Genomic DNA, 16,364 nt, shown 5'->3' on the forward strand with positions numbered 1-16,364 from the left:
GAGAGAGAAGATGAGCGAATATATTGTAGTGAAATGCGGCGGTAGTATGTTGAATCAATTAAAAGCTGTGTTTTTTGAATGTATAAAGAAATTGCAACAGAAGTATAAAGTAGTGATTGTTCATGGTGGTGGGCCAGAAATTGATGCCAAATTAAAAGATTGTAACATCAACGTAGAAAAAAGAGATGGATTACGCGTAACACCAAAAGAAGTTATGGATGTTGTTCAAATGGTGCTATGCGGAAGTACGAATAAAAAACTCGTAATGAATTTACAAAAGCATAATTTACTTGCGGTAGGTTGTTCAGGATGTGACGGCAATTTACTTCAAGTTCAACCTGTCAGTGAAGAGATAGGATATGTGGGGGAAGTAAGTTATGTAGAAACAGCCTTATTAAAAGGATTAATGAATATGGAGTATATTCCTGTTATTGCTCCAATCGGGGTAAATGGTAATGAAGTTTATAACATAAATGCGGACAATGCTGCAGCTGGGATTGCGGCTGCGTTAGGGGCAAAAGAGCTTATTTTTATTACGGATGTAGATGGAATATTACATGAAGGGAATTTGGTAAAGGAAACGGATGAATCTGAAATTGCTACTTTTATAGAAACAGGTGTTATTACAGGTGGGATGATTCCGAAAGTACAGGCGGCACTAGCATCATTAAAAATGGGAGTGCAAAAGATAAGTATTGTGAATGGTACAAAAGATTTTACTGAGGTTACGGGAGAGTGTATTGGAACGACGGTAACGAAAGGTGTGAGTATTGCATGACGAGTCATCTTTTTCAAACGTATGGCAGAAGAACTATTGAGTTTGTAAAGGGAACTGGAACGAAAGTTATTGATAATAACGGTAAGGAATATTTAGATTTCACATCAGGAATTGGCGTATGTAATTTAGGACATTGTCACCCTACTGTTCTCAAAGGTGTACAAGAGCAACTTGATGATATATGGCATATATCTAACCTGTTTACAAACAGCTTGCAAGAAGAAGTTGCGTCATTATTAACAGAAAATAGAGAATTAGATTATGTGTTTTTCTGTAATAGTGGGGCAGAGGCAAATGAAGCGGCTTTAAAGTTAGCACGTAAGCATACTGGAAAATCTCTCGTCGTAACATGCCAGCAGTCTTTTCACGGTAGAACATTTGGAACGATGAGTGCAACGGGCCAAGATAAGGTAAAAGAAGGATTTGGTCCATTACTTCCATCTTTTTTACATATCCCTTTTAACGATATTAAAGCATTAGAGGAAGTAATGAATGAAGAAGTTGCGGCGGTAATGGTAGAAGTTGTTCAAGGAGAGGGAGGAGTAATACCTGCTGATCTATCTTTTTTGAAAGAGATTGAAACATTATGTAATAAGTTCGGTTCCTTATTTATTATAGACGAAGTACAAACGGGGATAGGAAGAACTGGAACACTATTCGCTTATGAACAAGTGGGAATAGAGCCTGATATCGTTACCGTTGCAAAGGCGCTTGGGAATGGGATTCCTGTCGGAGCGATGATTGGCCGGAAAGAGCTCGGAGCGTCGTTTCCTGCAGGATCACACGGTTCAACTTTTGGCGGGAATTACATCGCGATGGCTGCAGCGAAAGAAGTATTGCAAGTAAGTAAAAAACCATCGTTTTTAAAAGAAGTACAAGAAAAAGGCGAGTACGTATTAGAGAAGTTGCAAGAGGAATTACAGCATGTCGAATGTATTCAAAATATACGTGGTAAGGGGCTTATGATTGGGATTGAGTGTAAGCATGAAGTTGCAAGTTTTATAGAACAACTAGAAAACGAAGGACTTCTCGTATTACAAGCAGGTCCTAATGTGATAAGACTATTACCGCCACTCATTGTCACGAATGAAGAGTTAGAACAGGCAGTATATATAATAAAAAAAGTAGTTTGTACAAAAAACGTATCAATCATATAAGGGGGAAGTTTCATGTCAACTGTACAAGTACCGAAATTAAATACGAAAGATCTTTTAACACTAGAAGAATTAACGAAAGAAGAAATTATTTCTTTAATTGAGTTCGCTATATATTTAAAAAAGAATAAGCAAGAGCCTTTATTACAAGGCAAAATATTAGGGCTTATTTTTGATAAGCATTCAACTCGTACTCGTGTATCTTTTGAAGCAGGAATGGTACAGCTCGGGGGACATGGTATGTTTTTAAGTGGGAAAGAGATGCAAATGGGAAGAGGAGAAAGCGTTTCAGATACTGCGAAAGTATTATCGCAGTATATTGACGGGATCATGATACGTACATTCTCACACGCGGATGTAGAAGAGCTTGCAAAAGAATCGAGTATTCCTGTTATTAACGGTTTAACGGATGATCATCATCCTTGTCAAGCATTGGCAGACCTTATGACGATATACGAAGAAACAAATACATTTAAAGGAATAAAATTGGCTTACGTAGGTGACGGAAATAATGTATGTCATTCATTGTTGCTAGCGAGTGCAAAAGTCGGAATGCATATGACTGTGGCAACGCCTGTAGGGTATGAACCGAATGAAGAGATTGTAAAAAAAGCGTTAGCAATTGCCAAGGAAACAGGAGCTGAAATTGAAGTTTTGCATGATCCTGAATTAGCGGTGAATGAAGCAGATTTCATTTATACTGACGTTTGGATGAGCATGGGGCAAGAGGGCGAAGAAGAGAAGTATACTTTATTTCAACCTTACCAAATCAATAACGAACTTGTTAAGCATGCGAAGCAAACATATCGTTTCTTACACTGTTTACCTGCCCATCGTGAAGAAGAAGTAACAGGAGAAATTATAGATGGACCGCAGTCTATCGTCTTTGAGCAAGCTGGTAATCGATTGCATGCTCAAAAAGCGTTATTAGTGAGTTTATTTAAAAATGTAGAAGAGCCTTCCTAAAAGGGAGGTTTTTTTATATTAAAATGTCGGATGTATATTTGGTTAACCATTTCGATATCATTTATAATAAAAGAGAAAACTAAATTTGTTTTTCAGAGTGTGTAAGGACATACTACATATAAAAATATAGTTAAAGAGATGATGAGGGTGAAAACAACTAAGAAAACATATTCGTTTTTCCAGCGGATGTGGAGAATATTAAAGTTTCAATATTATAAGTTGCTTCGATCGCCAGAAGGCGCAAAGAAAGTATCGTTAGGGTTTGCTATAGGATTCGGCTTAGAAATGTTAGTCATTTATACGGCATCGCTCGTATATGTAATATTTTATCCAATCGTCAGGTTAGCAAAGGGATCTTTTCCTGCGGCAGTTATTGGCAATATTATTGGGAAAATATCGTTTCTCCCAGTATTTTTATTTCCGCTTGCGTATGCGCTAGGAAAAATGATTTATCCATTTCATGTACAGAAAATTCATCATGAACCATTTACGATATCGGACTTGTTTTCAAGTCACATTTTTACGATATTAAAGAGCTTATTACAAAGTGAAGTGTATGTATTAATTGGAATGACGATTTTAGGAGTTGTGTTTGGTCTCATTTCATATTTCGTTGTGCATTATTTATACGAAAAGAACCGTAAGTTACGTTTGAAGAAAAGGAAGAAACGAGTGAGAGAACCACTTGTACAATTATAAACAATGTCACATTCATTTTCTCCTTTGAATATGTTTAAGAAAAAGGAGGAGAGGATAATGTATTATTATTACGTACCTCAAGTATATCCATATGTAAATTATTATCCGGTTTATGATACGAGTAGACAATACGAATTATATCGGCAACAACAATTACAGCAATTATCACAAATACCACAATTACTAACACAACAGCCTACACAGGAAAAAAAACCATATTTAACAACATGGCCATATTCCAATGTATACTATGGTAATTATTACGAATCATAAAGCTGCTTCTATTTAGAAGCAGCTTTATACGTTTGTTTTCAAAATTAAATTTTGAATGGTTTGAAGAGAATGAATGAGCTTTTCGCGCTCTTCCTCAGATAATGTTTGGAAATTTTCTTTTAGTTTGTCTAAAATGAATTGCTGATACTGATTTACTAATAATTTCCCTTCAGCTGTTAGGGAAATTAAAATGACCCGTCGATCTTTTTCGCTATAATGACGCTCTATTAGTTCTTCTTGAATAAGTTTGTTTAATAGAGGTGTCATGTTAGGCCGTGAAATCGCTAGCCGCTTGCCGATTTCGGAAACTGCTAATGTGCCGTTTTCATGCAAAAGCAGTAATACTTGTGTATGTGATGGCGGCATATGTCTTTGAGAAGAAAATTCTCCAGGAAGCATAAATTTGCGATAAAAAAGAGGCACTAGCGAAAGAAGATGATCAACAATACGTTCCCACTCGCGTGATTCCATATAAAGGCCCCCTTCCACTATCATTGTAACAAAAAAGACATGTTATAAAAATAGAATTGTTTCATGGTCGCTTTAATATTTGTAGGATAACACTTGCTTTGTAAATGTATTGGCAATAATTGCATAGCCGTTATCATTTGGGTGTACTTGGTCAAATAATAACTCTTTTTTATCATTCGATATTAATTTGCGAATTGGTAAAACGATAGATGGTTGATTTGCTTTGGAAATGGAATAAACAGATTCATTCCAGCCATCTAAAAACATATCTGCATAACTTGCGATGGAGTCATCGAGTTGTAACGGGTTATAGAGTTCTGAGAGAATGAGTAAAGCGTCCGGATTTTGATCTCGAACTGTCTTTACAATACTTTTTATATCCGCTTCAAAATGGGCTTTTTCTTTATTTAACATTTTTATACCATCTATAACACCAACATCACGATTTAAACGAAATAAATTATTTCCTCCAATATTAATTGTAATTATATTTGCTGCTCTAATTTTTTCCTTTACATCTTCTGATTGAACTTTTTTAGCGAGACGATCTGTTGTAAGACCGTTTACCCCAAGGTTTTCTACTGTAATTGGTTTATGAATTTGTGCTTCTATTTGCTTAGAAGCTAATTCAGCAAATCCACCTTGTGTCGATCCATATCCTTTAGCGAGTGAATCACCTAATACAAGATGATAAAAAGATTCGTTTGTTTGCTTATCAATCCAATTTGGGGCAGATGTTTTTTCTGTTTTTTCTTCAGATTCATTTTGTTTTGTCTCGTCGTTCTTTTCAAAATAAGAATAAGAAATGATCAGAAGGAGGAGACAAACAATTGTTAAGATGACTTTTTTCATAAATTCATCCTCCTTGTAATTGGTAATTGTATCATATTCAGCAGTATTAGCAATGTAAGGGCATATTATATGTTTATGAAAAGTTTATAATAACTTTACAGAAAATTTGTTGAAGTTTGTCAAAAAATATTGACGATAGGAAAGAACTTTATATATGATAATGTCAGATAAGGTGAAACTTTAATGAGTGGGAGCTTTATTTCCTATTAATTAATAGTCTTCATCAATCGGGCGTTTAAGGGGACTACTCGTTAGCGCAGGGTGAAATGAAAATTGTGTCTCTAATAGAAGAAAAAAGGTATGTGGTTAGAGACAGATAGGGATTCATTTCATTATTTCTGGTAATTGTATAAGGGGGATTTTTTGTGAAAAAGTCAAAAAAAATGCTAGCTGGAGCAACTCTTGCGATTGGTGTTATAGCACCGCAAGTAATGCCAACAACAGCTCATGCAGATGAGAACACTGGGGAGAGTACAGTTAACTTACGAATTCTAGAAACATCAGATATTCACGTTAACTTAATGAATTACGATTATTATCAAACGAAAACAGATAATAAAGTAGGTCTCGTGCAAACTGCAACACTCGTTAATAAAGCACGTGAAGAAGCGAAAAACTCTGTCCTATTTGATGATGGAGATGCATTACAAGGGACACCGCTTGGAGATTATGTAGCAAATAAAATAAAAGATCCGAAGAATCGTGTGGATCCTAGTTATACACATCCATTATATCGTGTAATGAATTTAATGAAGTATGACGTCATCTCTCTTGGGAATCATGAATTTAACTACGGCTTAGACTATTTAAACAAAGTAATTAGTAAAACGGAATTCCCGGTTATTAACTCGAATGTTTATAAAGATGATCATGATAATAATGAAGCGAACGATGAAAATTATTTTAAACCATATCATATTTTAGAGAAAGAAGTAGTGGATGAAGCAGGCCAAAAACAAATAGTAAAAATTGGTGTAATAGGATTTGTCCCACCTCAAGTTATGAACTGGGATAAGGCAAATTTAGAAGGAAAAGTAAAAACGAAAGATATTGTCAAAACAGCGAATAAATTAGTACCGAAACTGAAAAATGAGGAACATGCAGATATTGTCGTTGCACTAGCGCATTCAGGTGTTGATAAGAGTGGATACAACGAAGGAATGGAAAATGCATCATATCATTTAGCAACACAAGTTCCTGGCGTAGATGCAGTATTAATGGGACATTCACATACTGAAGTGAAGGATGTATTTAATGGTGTTCCAGTTGTAATGCCTGGTGTTTTTGGTAGTAACTTAGGTATTATTGATATGCAATTGAAAAAGGTAAACGGAAAATGGGAAGTACAAAAAGATCAATCTAAGCCACAACTTCGCCCGATTGCTAATAGTAAAGGTACCCCATTAGTAGAATCTGATCAAAAATTAGTTAATGAAATTAAAGATGAGCATCAAGCGACAATCGACTATGTAAATACACCTGTAGGTGAAACGAAAGCACCAATTAATAGTTATTTTTCATTAGTACAAGATGATCCTTCCGTACAAATTGTGACAAATGCGCAAAAATGGTATGTAGAACAAGAACTTAAAAAACCAGAGTACGAAAAGATTAAAGATATTCCGGTTTTATCTGCAGGCGCACCATTTAAAGCAGGTGGCCGAAACGGTGCTACATATTATACGGATATTCCAGCTGGAACGTTAGCAATTAAAAACGTTGCAGATTTATACGTGTATCCAAATACGTTATATGCTGTAAAAGTAAATGGGGCACAAGTGAAAGAATGGCTTGAAATGTCTGCAGGTCAGTTTAATACAATTGATCCAAAGAAAACAGAAGAACAGCCATTAGTAAATATAGGCTATCCTACATATAACTTCGATATTTTAGATGGCTTAAAATACGAAATTGATGTAACACAACCGGCGAAATACGATAAAGATGGAAAAGTTGTAAATGCAAATACGAATCGTATTGTAAATATGACATATGAAGGTAAGCCAGTAGCTGATGATCAAGAGTTCATCGTCGCTACAAATAACTATCGTGGAAGTAGTCAAACGTTCCCAGGTGTAAGTAAAGGGGAGGTTGTATACCAATCACAAGATGAAACACGTCAAATCATTGTGAAGTATATGCAAAAAATAAAAAATATTGATCCAGCAGCTGATCAAAATTGGACGTTTAAACCGATTGTTGCAGATAAATTAAATACAACATTTGATTCTTCACCAAATGCACAAAAGTATATAAAGAAAGATGGGAACATATCATATGTTGGACCATCTGAAAATGAATTTGCTAAATATGCAATTGATATAACGAAGAAAAATGATGATAAAGAAACTGGTGAAGGAAATCCAACGACACCGCCAACAGGTGGGGGAGAAAATCCAACAACACCGCCAACAGGTAATGGAGAAAACCCAACACCACCAACAGAAGAAGGTAATAATGGTAATGAACCAAAACAAGATGGAAACAATACTGGATCTGGACAAACTACAACAGATGATCAAAATACAAAAGAAACAACAACAACTGTAAGTGAAAATAAAGAAGCTGAAAAAGATGAACGTGATTTACCGAAAACAGGTGCAAGTATTGCTTCTACAATTGGAGCGGGTCTTGCGTTTGTTGGAGCGGGATTACTTATGTTATTTAGAAGAAAGAAAGCGAATAGATAGTCGAGAAATATAAAAAGGATTACCGATTTGGTAATCCTTTTTGTTATATTATGAAACTGGTACTGCTTTTTCTTTTTTCCATGAAAGACCGAATCCAGTAAAGCCGACGATAATGGTTACGACTGGACATGCTAAACAGAAGATTGCGTATGGCAGGTAATCGAATGTTGGAACGCTAAGAACGTTTGTTAAGAATACGCCACTTACACCCCATGGTACGAGTGGATTAATTACTGTACCAGCATCTTCTAATACTCGTGATAAATTACGACGTTCTAAACCGACTTCATCGTATTTATTAGCAAATGCTTGTCCTGTTAAAACGATGGATAAGTACTGCTCACCGAGTAAGAAGTTTACACCAATTGCAGTTGAAGCAGTAGAAATAATTAAGCGTGTACTAGTTTTTACGAAGCTAGAGATAATATTCATCAGCTGCGCTATAATACCCATTCCTTGTAATAATCCTCCCATACAAAGAGCTAGGAAAATAAGAGCAATTGACATCATCATACTTTGCAGGCCACCGCGAGATAATAAGCTATCAATATCTTTGATACCAGTTTTAGAAACGTAACCGTCTTGCATAATTTTTATTAAATCAGCTAAAGAAGTGCTAGGTTTAAAAATAAAGAGAATAATAATCCCTACCACAATTCCTGCAAGTAATGTTGGAACTGCGGGTACCTTTTTAAATGCGAATAGGAACAGTAATAAAATAGGAATCAGTGTAACGATAGAAATCGTTGCATTTTTTTCTAATGTGTTAATAAATGCTGAGAAATCAACGTTTCCACCAGATCCGCTTCCTAAAATGAAAAATGCGATAAAAGCAATAATGAAAGCTGGCACTGTTGTCCAAAGCATGTTACGAATATGTTCAAATAAATCTACACCCGTTACAGCAGGCGCTAAGTTTGTTGTATCAGATAAAGGAGACATTTTATCTCCGAAGAATGCCCCAGAAATAATTGCCCCAGCAATAAGAGCTGGATCGTATCCAAGGGCAGTACCCATTCCCATAAAGGCAAGTCCTACAGTTGCAGCAGTTGTAAATGCACTACCGATACTCGTTCCAACAATTGCACAAACAACAAAAACAGTTGGAACGAAAATTTTTGGAGATACAAGTTGGAAGCCGTATACCATTAAAGTTGGAATAGTTCCAGCTGCGATCCAAATGCTAATTAATACGCCTACAAGTAAGAAAATAAATATAGATGGAATACCAGCTGAAATACTACTTATCATTCCTTTTTCCATAGTAGACCAATCAATTTTTTTCATAAATCCAAACGCTAATAAAAGAACGATGCCAAATAAAATCGGGATGTGTGGTGAAACTTCTAATTTGATAACACTAAAGCCAATGCAGAAAAAGATAAAAATTGTTAAAAGAACAGACTCAATTTTTGAAACCATTGTTTTCCCCTCCTAAGTAATGTGAAATAGCTCTTTTTTATATAAAATTCGCCAATATTGTATATTTCCTTCTAAAATTTAGAATTTTGTGACAAATTACCGGTAATTGTTAGTTCTTCTATATGATGCGGAAATGATTGGATAAAAAAACGTCCCTGCATATAATTATGCAGGGACGAAGAAATCGCGGTACCACCCTAGCTTGTGAAATGAATGTATCACAAAATAAAGGGTCATATGATATGCGCTTATAAAATAAAAAACGCCCCTGCAATATATGCAGGGACGAAAAATTCGCGGTACCACCCTAAATTGTGAAACAGTGTCGTTTCACCACTCTTTAGACATAACGGTCTATAACCGTCTTTCACTACTCCTCACGTTTCGTAAAAGAAGCTCCAGGGGGTAATTCATAATTCGCTCTGTACTGGTTCGCACCGACCACCAGCTCTCTGAAATCAGAAATCGAAATACTACTAAATCCTATCAACGCCGATTCATATGATGTTAGTTAAATTTTTATCATATTTTCATCTTACATGTCAATAAAAATATTAAATGTTTTTTTAGGGAAATAAAGGATAATTGTTTTTAACACTGTAAAAATGTACGTTATAATGAATTTGAAAGGGGGAGGAAAGAGTGAAGAAAAAAATAATTCTTTTTACCACTTTATTAGTTATTGGAGGAAGTGCTGGAATTTACACAGCTTTTGCGGCTGAATCAGAGCAGTTGAAACAAAAGCAAATACAACAGTCAGAAGTGAAGAAAGTAAAAGAAATAGAAGAGAAGAAATCAATGGAAAAAGCAGCAGAGAAACTAGGAGTTTCTACTGAGGGGAAAACAAAAGAAGAGGTTACGAAAGAAGTAAATACCGCTAGGTTTGAGAAGCATCATGATTTATTAATTGAGCACGCTAAGCAACTTGGAATTGATACAGAGGGGAAAAAAGATGAAGAAATTATTTTGGAAATTGGAAAGATACAGCATGGAAAGTAGAACAACTTATCGTATGATAAGTTGTTCTTTTTTAAGAACTATTTGATTTTAAAATAATTGACAGTCATTCAGATTTAATGTTAACTATATTTATAAACGAGTTAACATTAGGGGTGACAATTGTGACAATAAATAGTAAAACGATTGAAAAATCATCTTATACATATGAAGAATTAGCAGAGAAAAATAAAGCTTACGTATGGCACCCATTTACACAAATGAAAGATTATTTAGAAGAAGATCCTGTCATTATTGAACGTGGAGAGGGAAGAAAGCTATACGATGTAAATGGTAATGAATATTGGGATGGTGTTTCATCTATATGGTTAAATGTTCACGGACATCAAGTACCGGAATTAGATGAAGCAATTCGTGAGCAATTAAATAAAATTGCTCATTCTACTATGTTAGGACTTGCTAACGTTCCATCTATTTTATTAGCAGAAAAAATTATTGAGGTTGTACCAGATGGATTGAAGAAGGTATTCTATTCTGATTCAGGTTCTACCGCTGTTGAAATTGCAATTAAGATGGCTTTCCAATATTGGCAGCATAAAGGGAAACGAAAGAAACAAAGATTCGTTACATTAAAAGAAGCATATCACGGTGATACAATTGGAGCTGTTTCGGTAGGAGCAATAGACTTGTTTCACCAAGTGTATAGTTCGCTCTTATTTGATGCGATTAAAATGCCGTATCCATATACATATCGTTCTCCTTATGGAAATAATAGGGAGGAAATTGTAAAAAGCCATTTAGAAGAAATGGAAGAATTGTTGAAAGAAAAGCATGAAGAAGTAGCTGCCATCATTGTGGAGCCATTAATGCAAGGTGCTGGCGGGATGATTACAATGCCAAAAGGATATTTAAAAGGACTGCGCGATTTATGTACTAAGTACAATGTATTATTTATTACAGATGAGGTAGCGACTGGATTTGGGCGTACAGGGAAAATGTTTGCGTGTGAACATGAAAATGTGACGCCAGACATTTTAACTGCTGGGAAAGGTTTAACAGGTGGATATTTACCAATTGCAGTTACGGTAACGACGGATGAAATATATAATGCCTTCTTAGGAGAATATGAAGAACAAAAAACATTTTTCCATGGACATAGCTACACAGGCAATCCGTTAGGGTGTGCCGTAGCAATCGCGAATTTAGAGCTATATGAAAAAACAAATTTAATAGAAGAAGTGGCACATAAAACGGATTATGTGGCAGCGCAATTAGAAAAGCTCTTTGCGTATAAACATGTAGGTGATATTCGTCAGTGCGGATTAATGGTTGGTATTGAGCTTGTGAAGAATAAGGAAACGAAAGAAGCGTTTGACTGGACAGAAAGAGTTGGTGTTCAAGTATGTAAACGCGCAAGAGAGCTGGGTATGATCTTGCGACCGCTCGGTAATACGATTGTATTTATGCCACCTCTTGCTTCTACAATTGAGGAGATTGATGATATGTTACGTATTTTGTATAAAGCAATCTCGGATGTTACGGAGGGAGAATAATGAGCGGTTTTTTTATAACAGCAACAGATACTGAAGCGGGGAAAACTGTCGTTGCCGGTGCATTAGCCGGTGTATTTAGAGAATTGGGATATAACATCGGAGTATATAAACCGTTGCAAAGTGGGCATGTTGCATCAAACCCTGAGGGAGATGCGGCAAGGTTAAAAGCATTATCAGGTGTGCCGACACAAGAAAATGAAATTTGCCCTTATTCTATTGAAGAACCACTTGCTCCGAGACTTGCCATGAAAAGAGCTGGAAGAGTAGTAAAGTTAAAAGAAATTACTGATTACTATAATGAACTATTAAAAGAGTTTAATAGCTTATTTGTAGAAGGGGCAGGTGGGCTTGCTGTCCCATATACAGAAGATGCTTTAGTAATTGATTTTGCAAAAGAATTACAGTTGCCTCTTATTGTAGTAGCTCGTCCTATATTAGGAACAGTAAATCATACAGTGTTAACGATTGCTTACGCAAAGGCGCATGGCTTAACCGTAGCGGGTGTCATTTTATCAGGTTGCAAAGAATGTGAAATGGAAAGAGTGCAAGAAAATAAAGAGATGATTGAAGAGCTGAGCGGGGTACCAGTTTTAGGATTATTACCATTCTTTGAAGGTGAGTTTACGAAAGAAGAAGTATTAGAATCTGCAAAAGAACATATTATGATTTCAAAATTAGAGGAGTTTATCCAAAATGAATCAAACGTGGCGGGCGCACCTTCAATGTAAATTACAACAATTACATGAGCAAGGGCAGTATCGTGATTTGCATGTAACAGAGAAGGCAGAAGAGACTTGGCTTATTCGAGATAAAAAAAGGATGTTAAATTTAGCGTCAAATAATTATTTAGGGTTAGCTGGAGATGAAAGATTAAAAGAAGCTGCTATTGCCTGTACAAAAAGATATGGAACTGGAGCGACTGCCTCTCGTCTCGTTGTAGGAAATCATCCATTATATGAAGAGGTTGAGAGAAGCATATGTGACTGGAAAGGTACTGAAAGAGCTTTAATTGTAAATAGTGGGTATACGGCAAATATAGGTGCCATATCTTCTTTGGCCTCTCGGCACGATATTGTTTTTAGTGATAAGTTAAATCACGCAAGTATTGTTGATGGAATCCTATTAAGCGGGGCAGAGCATAAAAGGTATCGTCATAATGATTTGGATCATTTAGAGAAGCTGTTGAAAATGGCTTCGCCTGAAAAAAGGAAATTAATCGTAACAGATACCGTTTTTAGTATGGATGGTGATACTGCGTATTTAAGAGATTTAGTACAGCTGAAAGAGAAATACGGGGCAATCATTATAGTCGATGAAGCACATGCGAGTGGAATATATGGAATCGGCGGAGCTGGGTTATCTCATATAGAAAAAAATCTTGCTCAAAAAATTGATATACATATGGGGACGTTTAGCAAGGCTTTAGGGTGTTATGGTGCGTATTTGACAGGTGATGAAATTTATATAGAGTATTTACAAAATATGATGAGAAGCTTTATTTTTACTACAGCTTTACCACCAAGTACGTTAGGAGCAGTGCAAAAAGCAATTGAAATTGTAAAAGAAGATAACGAAAGAAGAGAGAACCTTATAGCAAACGGAGAATACTTCAGAACTAAATTAAGGGATGTTGGTTTTGATATTGGGAATAGTTCAACTCATATTGTACCGATTGTAGTCGGTTCAAATGAACATGCTTTACGATTTAGTAAAAGGTTGCAAGAGGCAGGGATTGCGGCCATTGCAATTCGTCCGCCAACTGTGCCGGTTCATAGTTCTCGAATTCGCTTTGCAGTTACATCGCAACATACAATAGCTGATTTAAAATGGGCTATTGACCGAATTATTCACATTGCGAAAGAAGAGGAGATTTTCGTATGAACGAGCTAAAGATTATTTTTATCCCCGGATGGGGAATGGAAGAGAATATTTGGGATTTAGTACTTCCGTATTTTAAAGGATATCCTGTTCAATGCGTAGATTGGCGTAATGTGAAAGAACGAAGTGAATTTGCGGAACGAATTATAGATGTAGCGCATAACGACAACGTAATTTTAGTTGGATGGTCACTAGGAGCGTTAGCAGCAGTTGAAGCTTATAAAAAGATTCAGGCAAAAGGCATCGTATTAATTGGTGGGACTGCTAAATTTACAAATACGAGCGACTATAGTAATGGATGGAATGCTTTGCATGTAGAACGGCTGAAAAGGAATTTGGCGAGAAGGAAAGAAGATACGCTCAAGCGGTTTTATGAAAATATGTTTACGAAAGATGAGCTAAAAGGGAATAAAAACTTTGAAGACATTGTAGACCGTTTTAAAGGTGATTCTATTCAGTCTTTACAACTAGGTTTGGATTATTTAATAGAAACAGATATGAGAGAAGAACTAAAAGAAATTAAAGTACCTATACTACTTATTCACGGAGAACAGGATGTAATATGCCCATTGTCTGCGGCACGTAGTATGACGGAGAATAGCAGCAGCGAGCTGAAAGTAGTAAGTGAAGCAGGGCATGCATTATGTGTAACGAATTTTGAATATTGTGCAAATGAGATAATTCAATTTGTAGAGGGGATACGGCATGATCAACAAAACGTTACTACAAAAACGGTTTAATGGGGCAGCCGTATCTTACGATCGATATGCAAATGTACAAAAAAAGATGGCACATTCATTACTTTCAATCTTAAAGGAACGATATAGTGAAACGGCATCAATACGTATTTTAGAACTGGGATGCGGGACGGGGTATGTAACAGAACAATTATCAAAGTTATTTCCGAAAGCACATATTACAGCAGTTGATTTTGCTGAAAGTATGATTGCGATTGCGCAAACTAGACAAAATGTAAAAAATGTAACGTTTCACTGTGAAGATATTGAGCAATTACGATTAGAAGAATCATATGATGTCATTATTTCAAATGCTACATTTCAATGGTTAAATAATTTTCAACAAGTGTTAAGAAATTTATTTCAACATTTGTCTATAGATGGGATATTACTCTTTTCAACGTTTGGACATGAAACATTTCAAGAATTGCATGCTTCGTTCCAACGTGCGAAAGAAGAAAGAAATATAAAAAATGAAATATCGATTGGTCAACGTTTTTATTCAAAAGATCAGTTGCTTCATATATGTAAGATAGAAACAGGGGATGTGCATGTTTCTGAAACATGTTACATAGAGAGTTTTACAGAAGTTAAGGAGTTTCTGCATTCTATTCGAAAAGTAGGAGCAACTAATAGCAATGAAGGATCATATTGTCAAAGTCCCTCACTCTTTCGTGCGATGCTACGCATATACGAAAGAGACTTCACGGGAAATGAAGGGATAATGGCAACGTATCATGCTTTATTTATACATATAACAAAAGAGGGGAAGAGATGAAATGAAACAAGTACAAACAAAAAGGGATTGGAAAAAACTTGCATACGACGTAGTGGAAGAGAAAATGATTACGAAAGAAGATGCAATAGCGATATTAGAAGCTGATGATACAGAAGTTTTAGAAATTATGAATGCAGCTTACATTATTCGCCATCATCACTTTGGTAAGAAAGTAAAATTGAATATGATTATTAATACGAAATCTGGATTATGTCCTGAAGATTGTGGATATTGCTCACAGTCTATTATTTCAGAAGCACCGATTGATAAATATGCATGGTTAACGCAGGAGAAGATTGTAGAAGGGGCACATGAAGCAATACGCCGTAAAGCAGGTACATATTGTATTGTAGCGTCTGGTCGTCGTCCGACGGATAAAGAGGTAAATCACGTAATTGGAGCAGTTAAGGAAATTCGTGAAACGACAGACTTGAAGATTTGTTGTTGTTTAGGTTTCTTAAATGAAGATCAAGCAGGACGTTTAGCGGAAGCAGGCGTGCACCGTTATAACCACAACTTAAATACACATGCAAATAATTACGATAGTATTTGTTCAACTCATACGTATGATGATCGTGTTGATACAGTTCAAAAAGCAAAACAAGCTGGTATTTCACCATGCTCTGGAGCGATTTTTGGCATGGGAGAAACAATTGAAGAGCGTGCTGAAATTGCATTTGAATTACAACGTATAGATGCAGATTCTATCCCTTGTAATTTCCTTGTTGCTGTAAAGGGGACACCTCTTGAAGGGCAAAAAGAGTTAACGCCAGTAGAATGTTTAAAAGTACTTGCAATGATGCGTTTTGTAAACCCAACAAAAGAAATTCGTATTTCAGGAGGACGTGAAATCAATTTACGCTCTGTACAGCCAATCGGTTTATTTGCAGCAAATTCTATTTTTGTCGGGGACTACTTAACGACAGCTGGACAAGAGCCGACTGCGGACTGGGGTATGATTGCAGATTTAGGATTTGAGATTGAAGAATGTGCATTATAAGATAAATGAAAAAGCAAACTTGTAAAAGAGTTTGCTTTTTTGTAAATAAAATGTAATAAATAGTTGTGAACGCTTGATATTATTGGTTTTTGAGCGAAAAAAAGAATTTTTGTGGACGAATTTTCCAAGCCCTAGTTGTACATAGTAAATATGTAA

The 16,364-nt window shown here is 35.8% G+C and carries 16 protein-coding genes and 1 other annotated feature; of the genes, 13 read left to right on the plus strand and 3 right to left on the minus strand.

Annotation, left to right across the window (positions count from 1 at the left end; all coding sequences use genetic code 11):
* Positions 1 to 10: 10 nt before the first annotated feature.
* The 5 genes from argB (at position 11) to QO049_RS09400 (ending at position 3,870) form a co-directional block, all read left to right on the plus strand.
* Positions 11 to 778 (plus strand): acetylglutamate kinase, encoded by a 768-nt coding sequence (argB, locus tag QO049_RS09380; RefSeq protein ID WP_000006080.1) that lies wholly within the window; start codon positions 11 to 13, stop codon positions 776 to 778.
* Positions 775 to 1,935 (plus strand): acetylornithine transaminase, encoded by a 1,161-nt coding sequence (locus tag QO049_RS09385; RefSeq protein WP_000200559.1) that lies wholly within the window; start codon positions 775 to 777, stop codon positions 1,933 to 1,935. The genes argB and QO049_RS09385 overlap by 4 nt, the downstream gene beginning before the upstream one ends.
* 12 nt (positions 1,936 to 1,947) lie before the next feature.
* Positions 1,948 to 2,898 (plus strand): ornithine carbamoyltransferase, encoded by a 951-nt coding sequence (gene argF / locus QO049_RS09390; protein WP_000108852.1) that lies wholly within the window; start codon positions 1,948 to 1,950, stop codon positions 2,896 to 2,898.
* Positions 2,899 to 3,036: 138 nt separating this feature from the next.
* Positions 3,037 to 3,597 carry a DUF2062 domain-containing protein gene (locus QO049_RS09395; protein ID WP_002005691.1) on the plus strand — a complete coding sequence of 187 codons (561 nt, stop codon included), beginning with the start codon at positions 3,037 to 3,039 and terminating at the stop codon, positions 3,595 to 3,597.
* A 57-nt stretch (positions 3,598 to 3,654) separates the two neighbouring features.
* Positions 3,655 to 3,870 carry a hypothetical protein gene (locus QO049_RS09400; RefSeq protein ID WP_246961153.1) on the plus strand — a complete coding sequence of 72 codons (216 nt, stop codon included), beginning with the start codon at positions 3,655 to 3,657 and terminating at the stop codon, positions 3,868 to 3,870.
* A 24-nt stretch (positions 3,871 to 3,894) separates the two neighbouring features.
* Here the strand turns inward: QO049_RS09400 and QO049_RS09405 are convergent, their stop codons facing one another.
* Both QO049_RS09405 and QO049_RS09410 read right to left on the minus strand, forming a co-directional pair.
* On the minus strand, positions 3,895 to 4,341 hold the full coding sequence (locus QO049_RS09405; RefSeq protein WP_000445819.1) for a MarR family winged helix-turn-helix transcriptional regulator: 447 nt from the start codon (positions 4,339 to 4,341) through the stop codon (positions 3,895 to 3,897).
* Between the two features lie 72 nt (positions 4,342 to 4,413).
* Positions 4,414 to 5,193: a GDSL-type esterase/lipase family protein gene (locus tag QO049_RS09410; RefSeq protein WP_000755850.1), complete on the minus strand. Its 780-nt coding sequence runs from the start codon at positions 5,191 to 5,193 to the stop codon at positions 4,414 to 4,416.
* Between the two features lie 365 nt (positions 5,194 to 5,558).
* Between QO049_RS09410 and cpdB the strand changes: the two genes are divergently transcribed.
* Positions 5,559 to 7,883 (plus strand): bifunctional 2',3'-cyclic-nucleotide 2'-phosphodiesterase/3'-nucleotidase, encoded by a 2,325-nt coding sequence (cpdB, locus tag QO049_RS09415; protein ID WP_284489259.1) that lies wholly within the window; start codon positions 5,559 to 5,561, stop codon positions 7,881 to 7,883.
* A gap of 48 nt (positions 7,884 to 7,931) precedes the next feature.
* Here cpdB and nhaC read toward each other — a convergent pair whose 3' ends face one another.
* Positions 7,932 to 9,305 carry a Na+/H+ antiporter NhaC gene (gene nhaC, locus QO049_RS09420; protein WP_000253716.1) on the minus strand — a complete coding sequence of 458 codons (1,374 nt, stop codon included), beginning with the start codon at positions 9,303 to 9,305 and terminating at the stop codon, positions 7,932 to 7,934.
* 278 nt (positions 9,306 to 9,583) lie between these two features.
* Positions 9,584 to 9,804, minus strand: a binding site (T-box leader).
* A gap of 143 nt (positions 9,805 to 9,947) precedes the next feature.
* On the opposite strand from nhaC, the gene QO049_RS09425 reads away from it, so the two are divergent.
* The 7 genes from QO049_RS09425 to bioB all read left to right on the plus strand — a co-directional run bounded on the left by QO049_RS09425 (position 9,948) and on the right by bioB (position 16,208).
* Positions 9,948 to 10,304 (plus strand): hypothetical protein, encoded by a 357-nt coding sequence (locus tag QO049_RS09425; RefSeq protein ID WP_246961148.1) that lies wholly within the window; start codon positions 9,948 to 9,950, stop codon positions 10,302 to 10,304.
* A gap of 77 nt (positions 10,305 to 10,381) precedes the next feature.
* A complete protein-coding gene (bioA, locus tag QO049_RS09430) occupies positions 10,382 to 11,815 on the plus strand; it encodes an adenosylmethionine--8-amino-7-oxononanoate transaminase (protein WP_246961145.1) in 1,434 nt (477 codons plus the stop codon).
* Positions 11,815 to 12,543, plus strand: a complete 729-nt coding sequence (bioD, locus tag QO049_RS09435; protein ID WP_246961142.1) for a dethiobiotin synthase — start codon at positions 11,815 to 11,817, stop codon at positions 12,541 to 12,543. Before bioA ends, bioD begins: the two co-directional genes overlap by 1 nt.
* Positions 12,509 to 13,696: an 8-amino-7-oxononanoate synthase gene (gene bioF, locus QO049_RS09440; protein WP_070179487.1), complete on the plus strand. Its 1,188-nt coding sequence runs from the start codon at positions 12,509 to 12,511 to the stop codon at positions 13,694 to 13,696. The genes bioD and bioF overlap by 35 nt, the downstream gene beginning before the upstream one ends.
* Complete coding sequence (locus QO049_RS09445; RefSeq protein WP_070179486.1) at positions 13,693 to 14,433, plus strand: alpha/beta fold hydrolase; 741 nt, start codon at positions 13,693 to 13,695, stop codon at positions 14,431 to 14,433. The genes bioF and QO049_RS09445 overlap by 4 nt, the downstream gene beginning before the upstream one ends.
* Positions 14,399 to 15,208, plus strand: a complete 810-nt coding sequence (gene bioC / locus QO049_RS09450; RefSeq protein WP_084063989.1) for a malonyl-ACP O-methyltransferase BioC — start codon at positions 14,399 to 14,401, stop codon at positions 15,206 to 15,208. Before QO049_RS09445 ends, bioC begins: the two co-directional genes overlap by 35 nt.
* Position 15,209: 1 nt before the next feature.
* Positions 15,210 to 16,208, plus strand: a complete 999-nt coding sequence (gene bioB / locus QO049_RS09455) for a biotin synthase (RefSeq protein WP_000815856.1) — start codon at positions 15,210 to 15,212, stop codon at positions 16,206 to 16,208.
* Positions 16,209 to 16,364: the final 156 nt, after the last annotated feature.

Origin of the sequence: Bacillus sp. RB3, assembly GCF_030164735.1 — a bacterium.
GTDB lineage: Bacteria > Bacillota > Bacilli > Bacillales > Bacillaceae_G > Bacillus_A > Bacillus_A cereus.

What these genes read in the sequence shown, in the direction of transcription:
- argB (WP_000006080.1), top strand. Translation starts at nt 11, where the DNA reads ATGAGCGAATATATTGTAGTGAAATGCGGCGGTAGTATGTTGAATCAA.
- QO049_RS09385 (WP_000200559.1), top strand. Translation starts at nt 775, where the DNA reads ATGACGAGTCATCTTTTTCAAACGTATGGCAGAAGAACTATTGAGTTT.
- argF (WP_000108852.1), top strand. Translation starts at nt 1,948, where the DNA reads ATGTCAACTGTACAAGTACCGAAATTAAATACGAAAGATCTTTTAACA.
- QO049_RS09395 (WP_002005691.1), top strand. Translation starts at nt 3,037, where the DNA reads ATGATGAGGGTGAAAACAACTAAGAAAACATATTCGTTTTTCCAGCGG.
- QO049_RS09400 (WP_246961153.1), top strand. Translation starts at nt 3,655, where the DNA reads ATGTATTATTATTACGTACCTCAAGTATATCCATATGTAAATTATTAT.
- QO049_RS09405 (WP_000445819.1), bottom strand. Translation starts at nt 4,341, where the DNA reads ATGGAATCACGCGAGTGGGAACGTATTGTTGATCATCTTCTTTCGCTA.
- QO049_RS09410 (WP_000755850.1), bottom strand. Translation starts at nt 5,193, where the DNA reads ATGAAAAAAGTCATCTTAACAATTGTTTGTCTCCTCCTTCTGATCATT.
- nhaC (WP_000253716.1), bottom strand. Translation starts at nt 9,305, where the DNA reads ATGGTTTCAAAAATTGAGTCTGTTCTTTTAACAATTTTTATCTTTTTC.
- bioA (WP_246961145.1), top strand. Translation starts at nt 10,382, where the DNA reads ATGTTAACTATATTTATAAACGAGTTAACATTAGGGGTGACAATTGTG.
- bioD (WP_246961142.1), top strand. Translation starts at nt 11,815, where the DNA reads ATGAGCGGTTTTTTTATAACAGCAACAGATACTGAAGCGGGGAAAACT.
- bioF (WP_070179487.1), top strand. Translation starts at nt 12,509, where the DNA reads ATGAATCAAACGTGGCGGGCGCACCTTCAATGTAAATTACAACAATTA.
- QO049_RS09445 (WP_070179486.1), top strand. Translation starts at nt 13,693, where the DNA reads ATGAACGAGCTAAAGATTATTTTTATCCCCGGATGGGGAATGGAAGAG.
- bioC (WP_084063989.1), top strand. Translation starts at nt 14,399, where the DNA reads ATGATCAACAAAACGTTACTACAAAAACGGTTTAATGGGGCAGCCGTA.
- bioB (WP_000815856.1), top strand. Translation starts at nt 15,210, where the DNA reads ATGAAACAAGTACAAACAAAAAGGGATTGGAAAAAACTTGCATACGAC.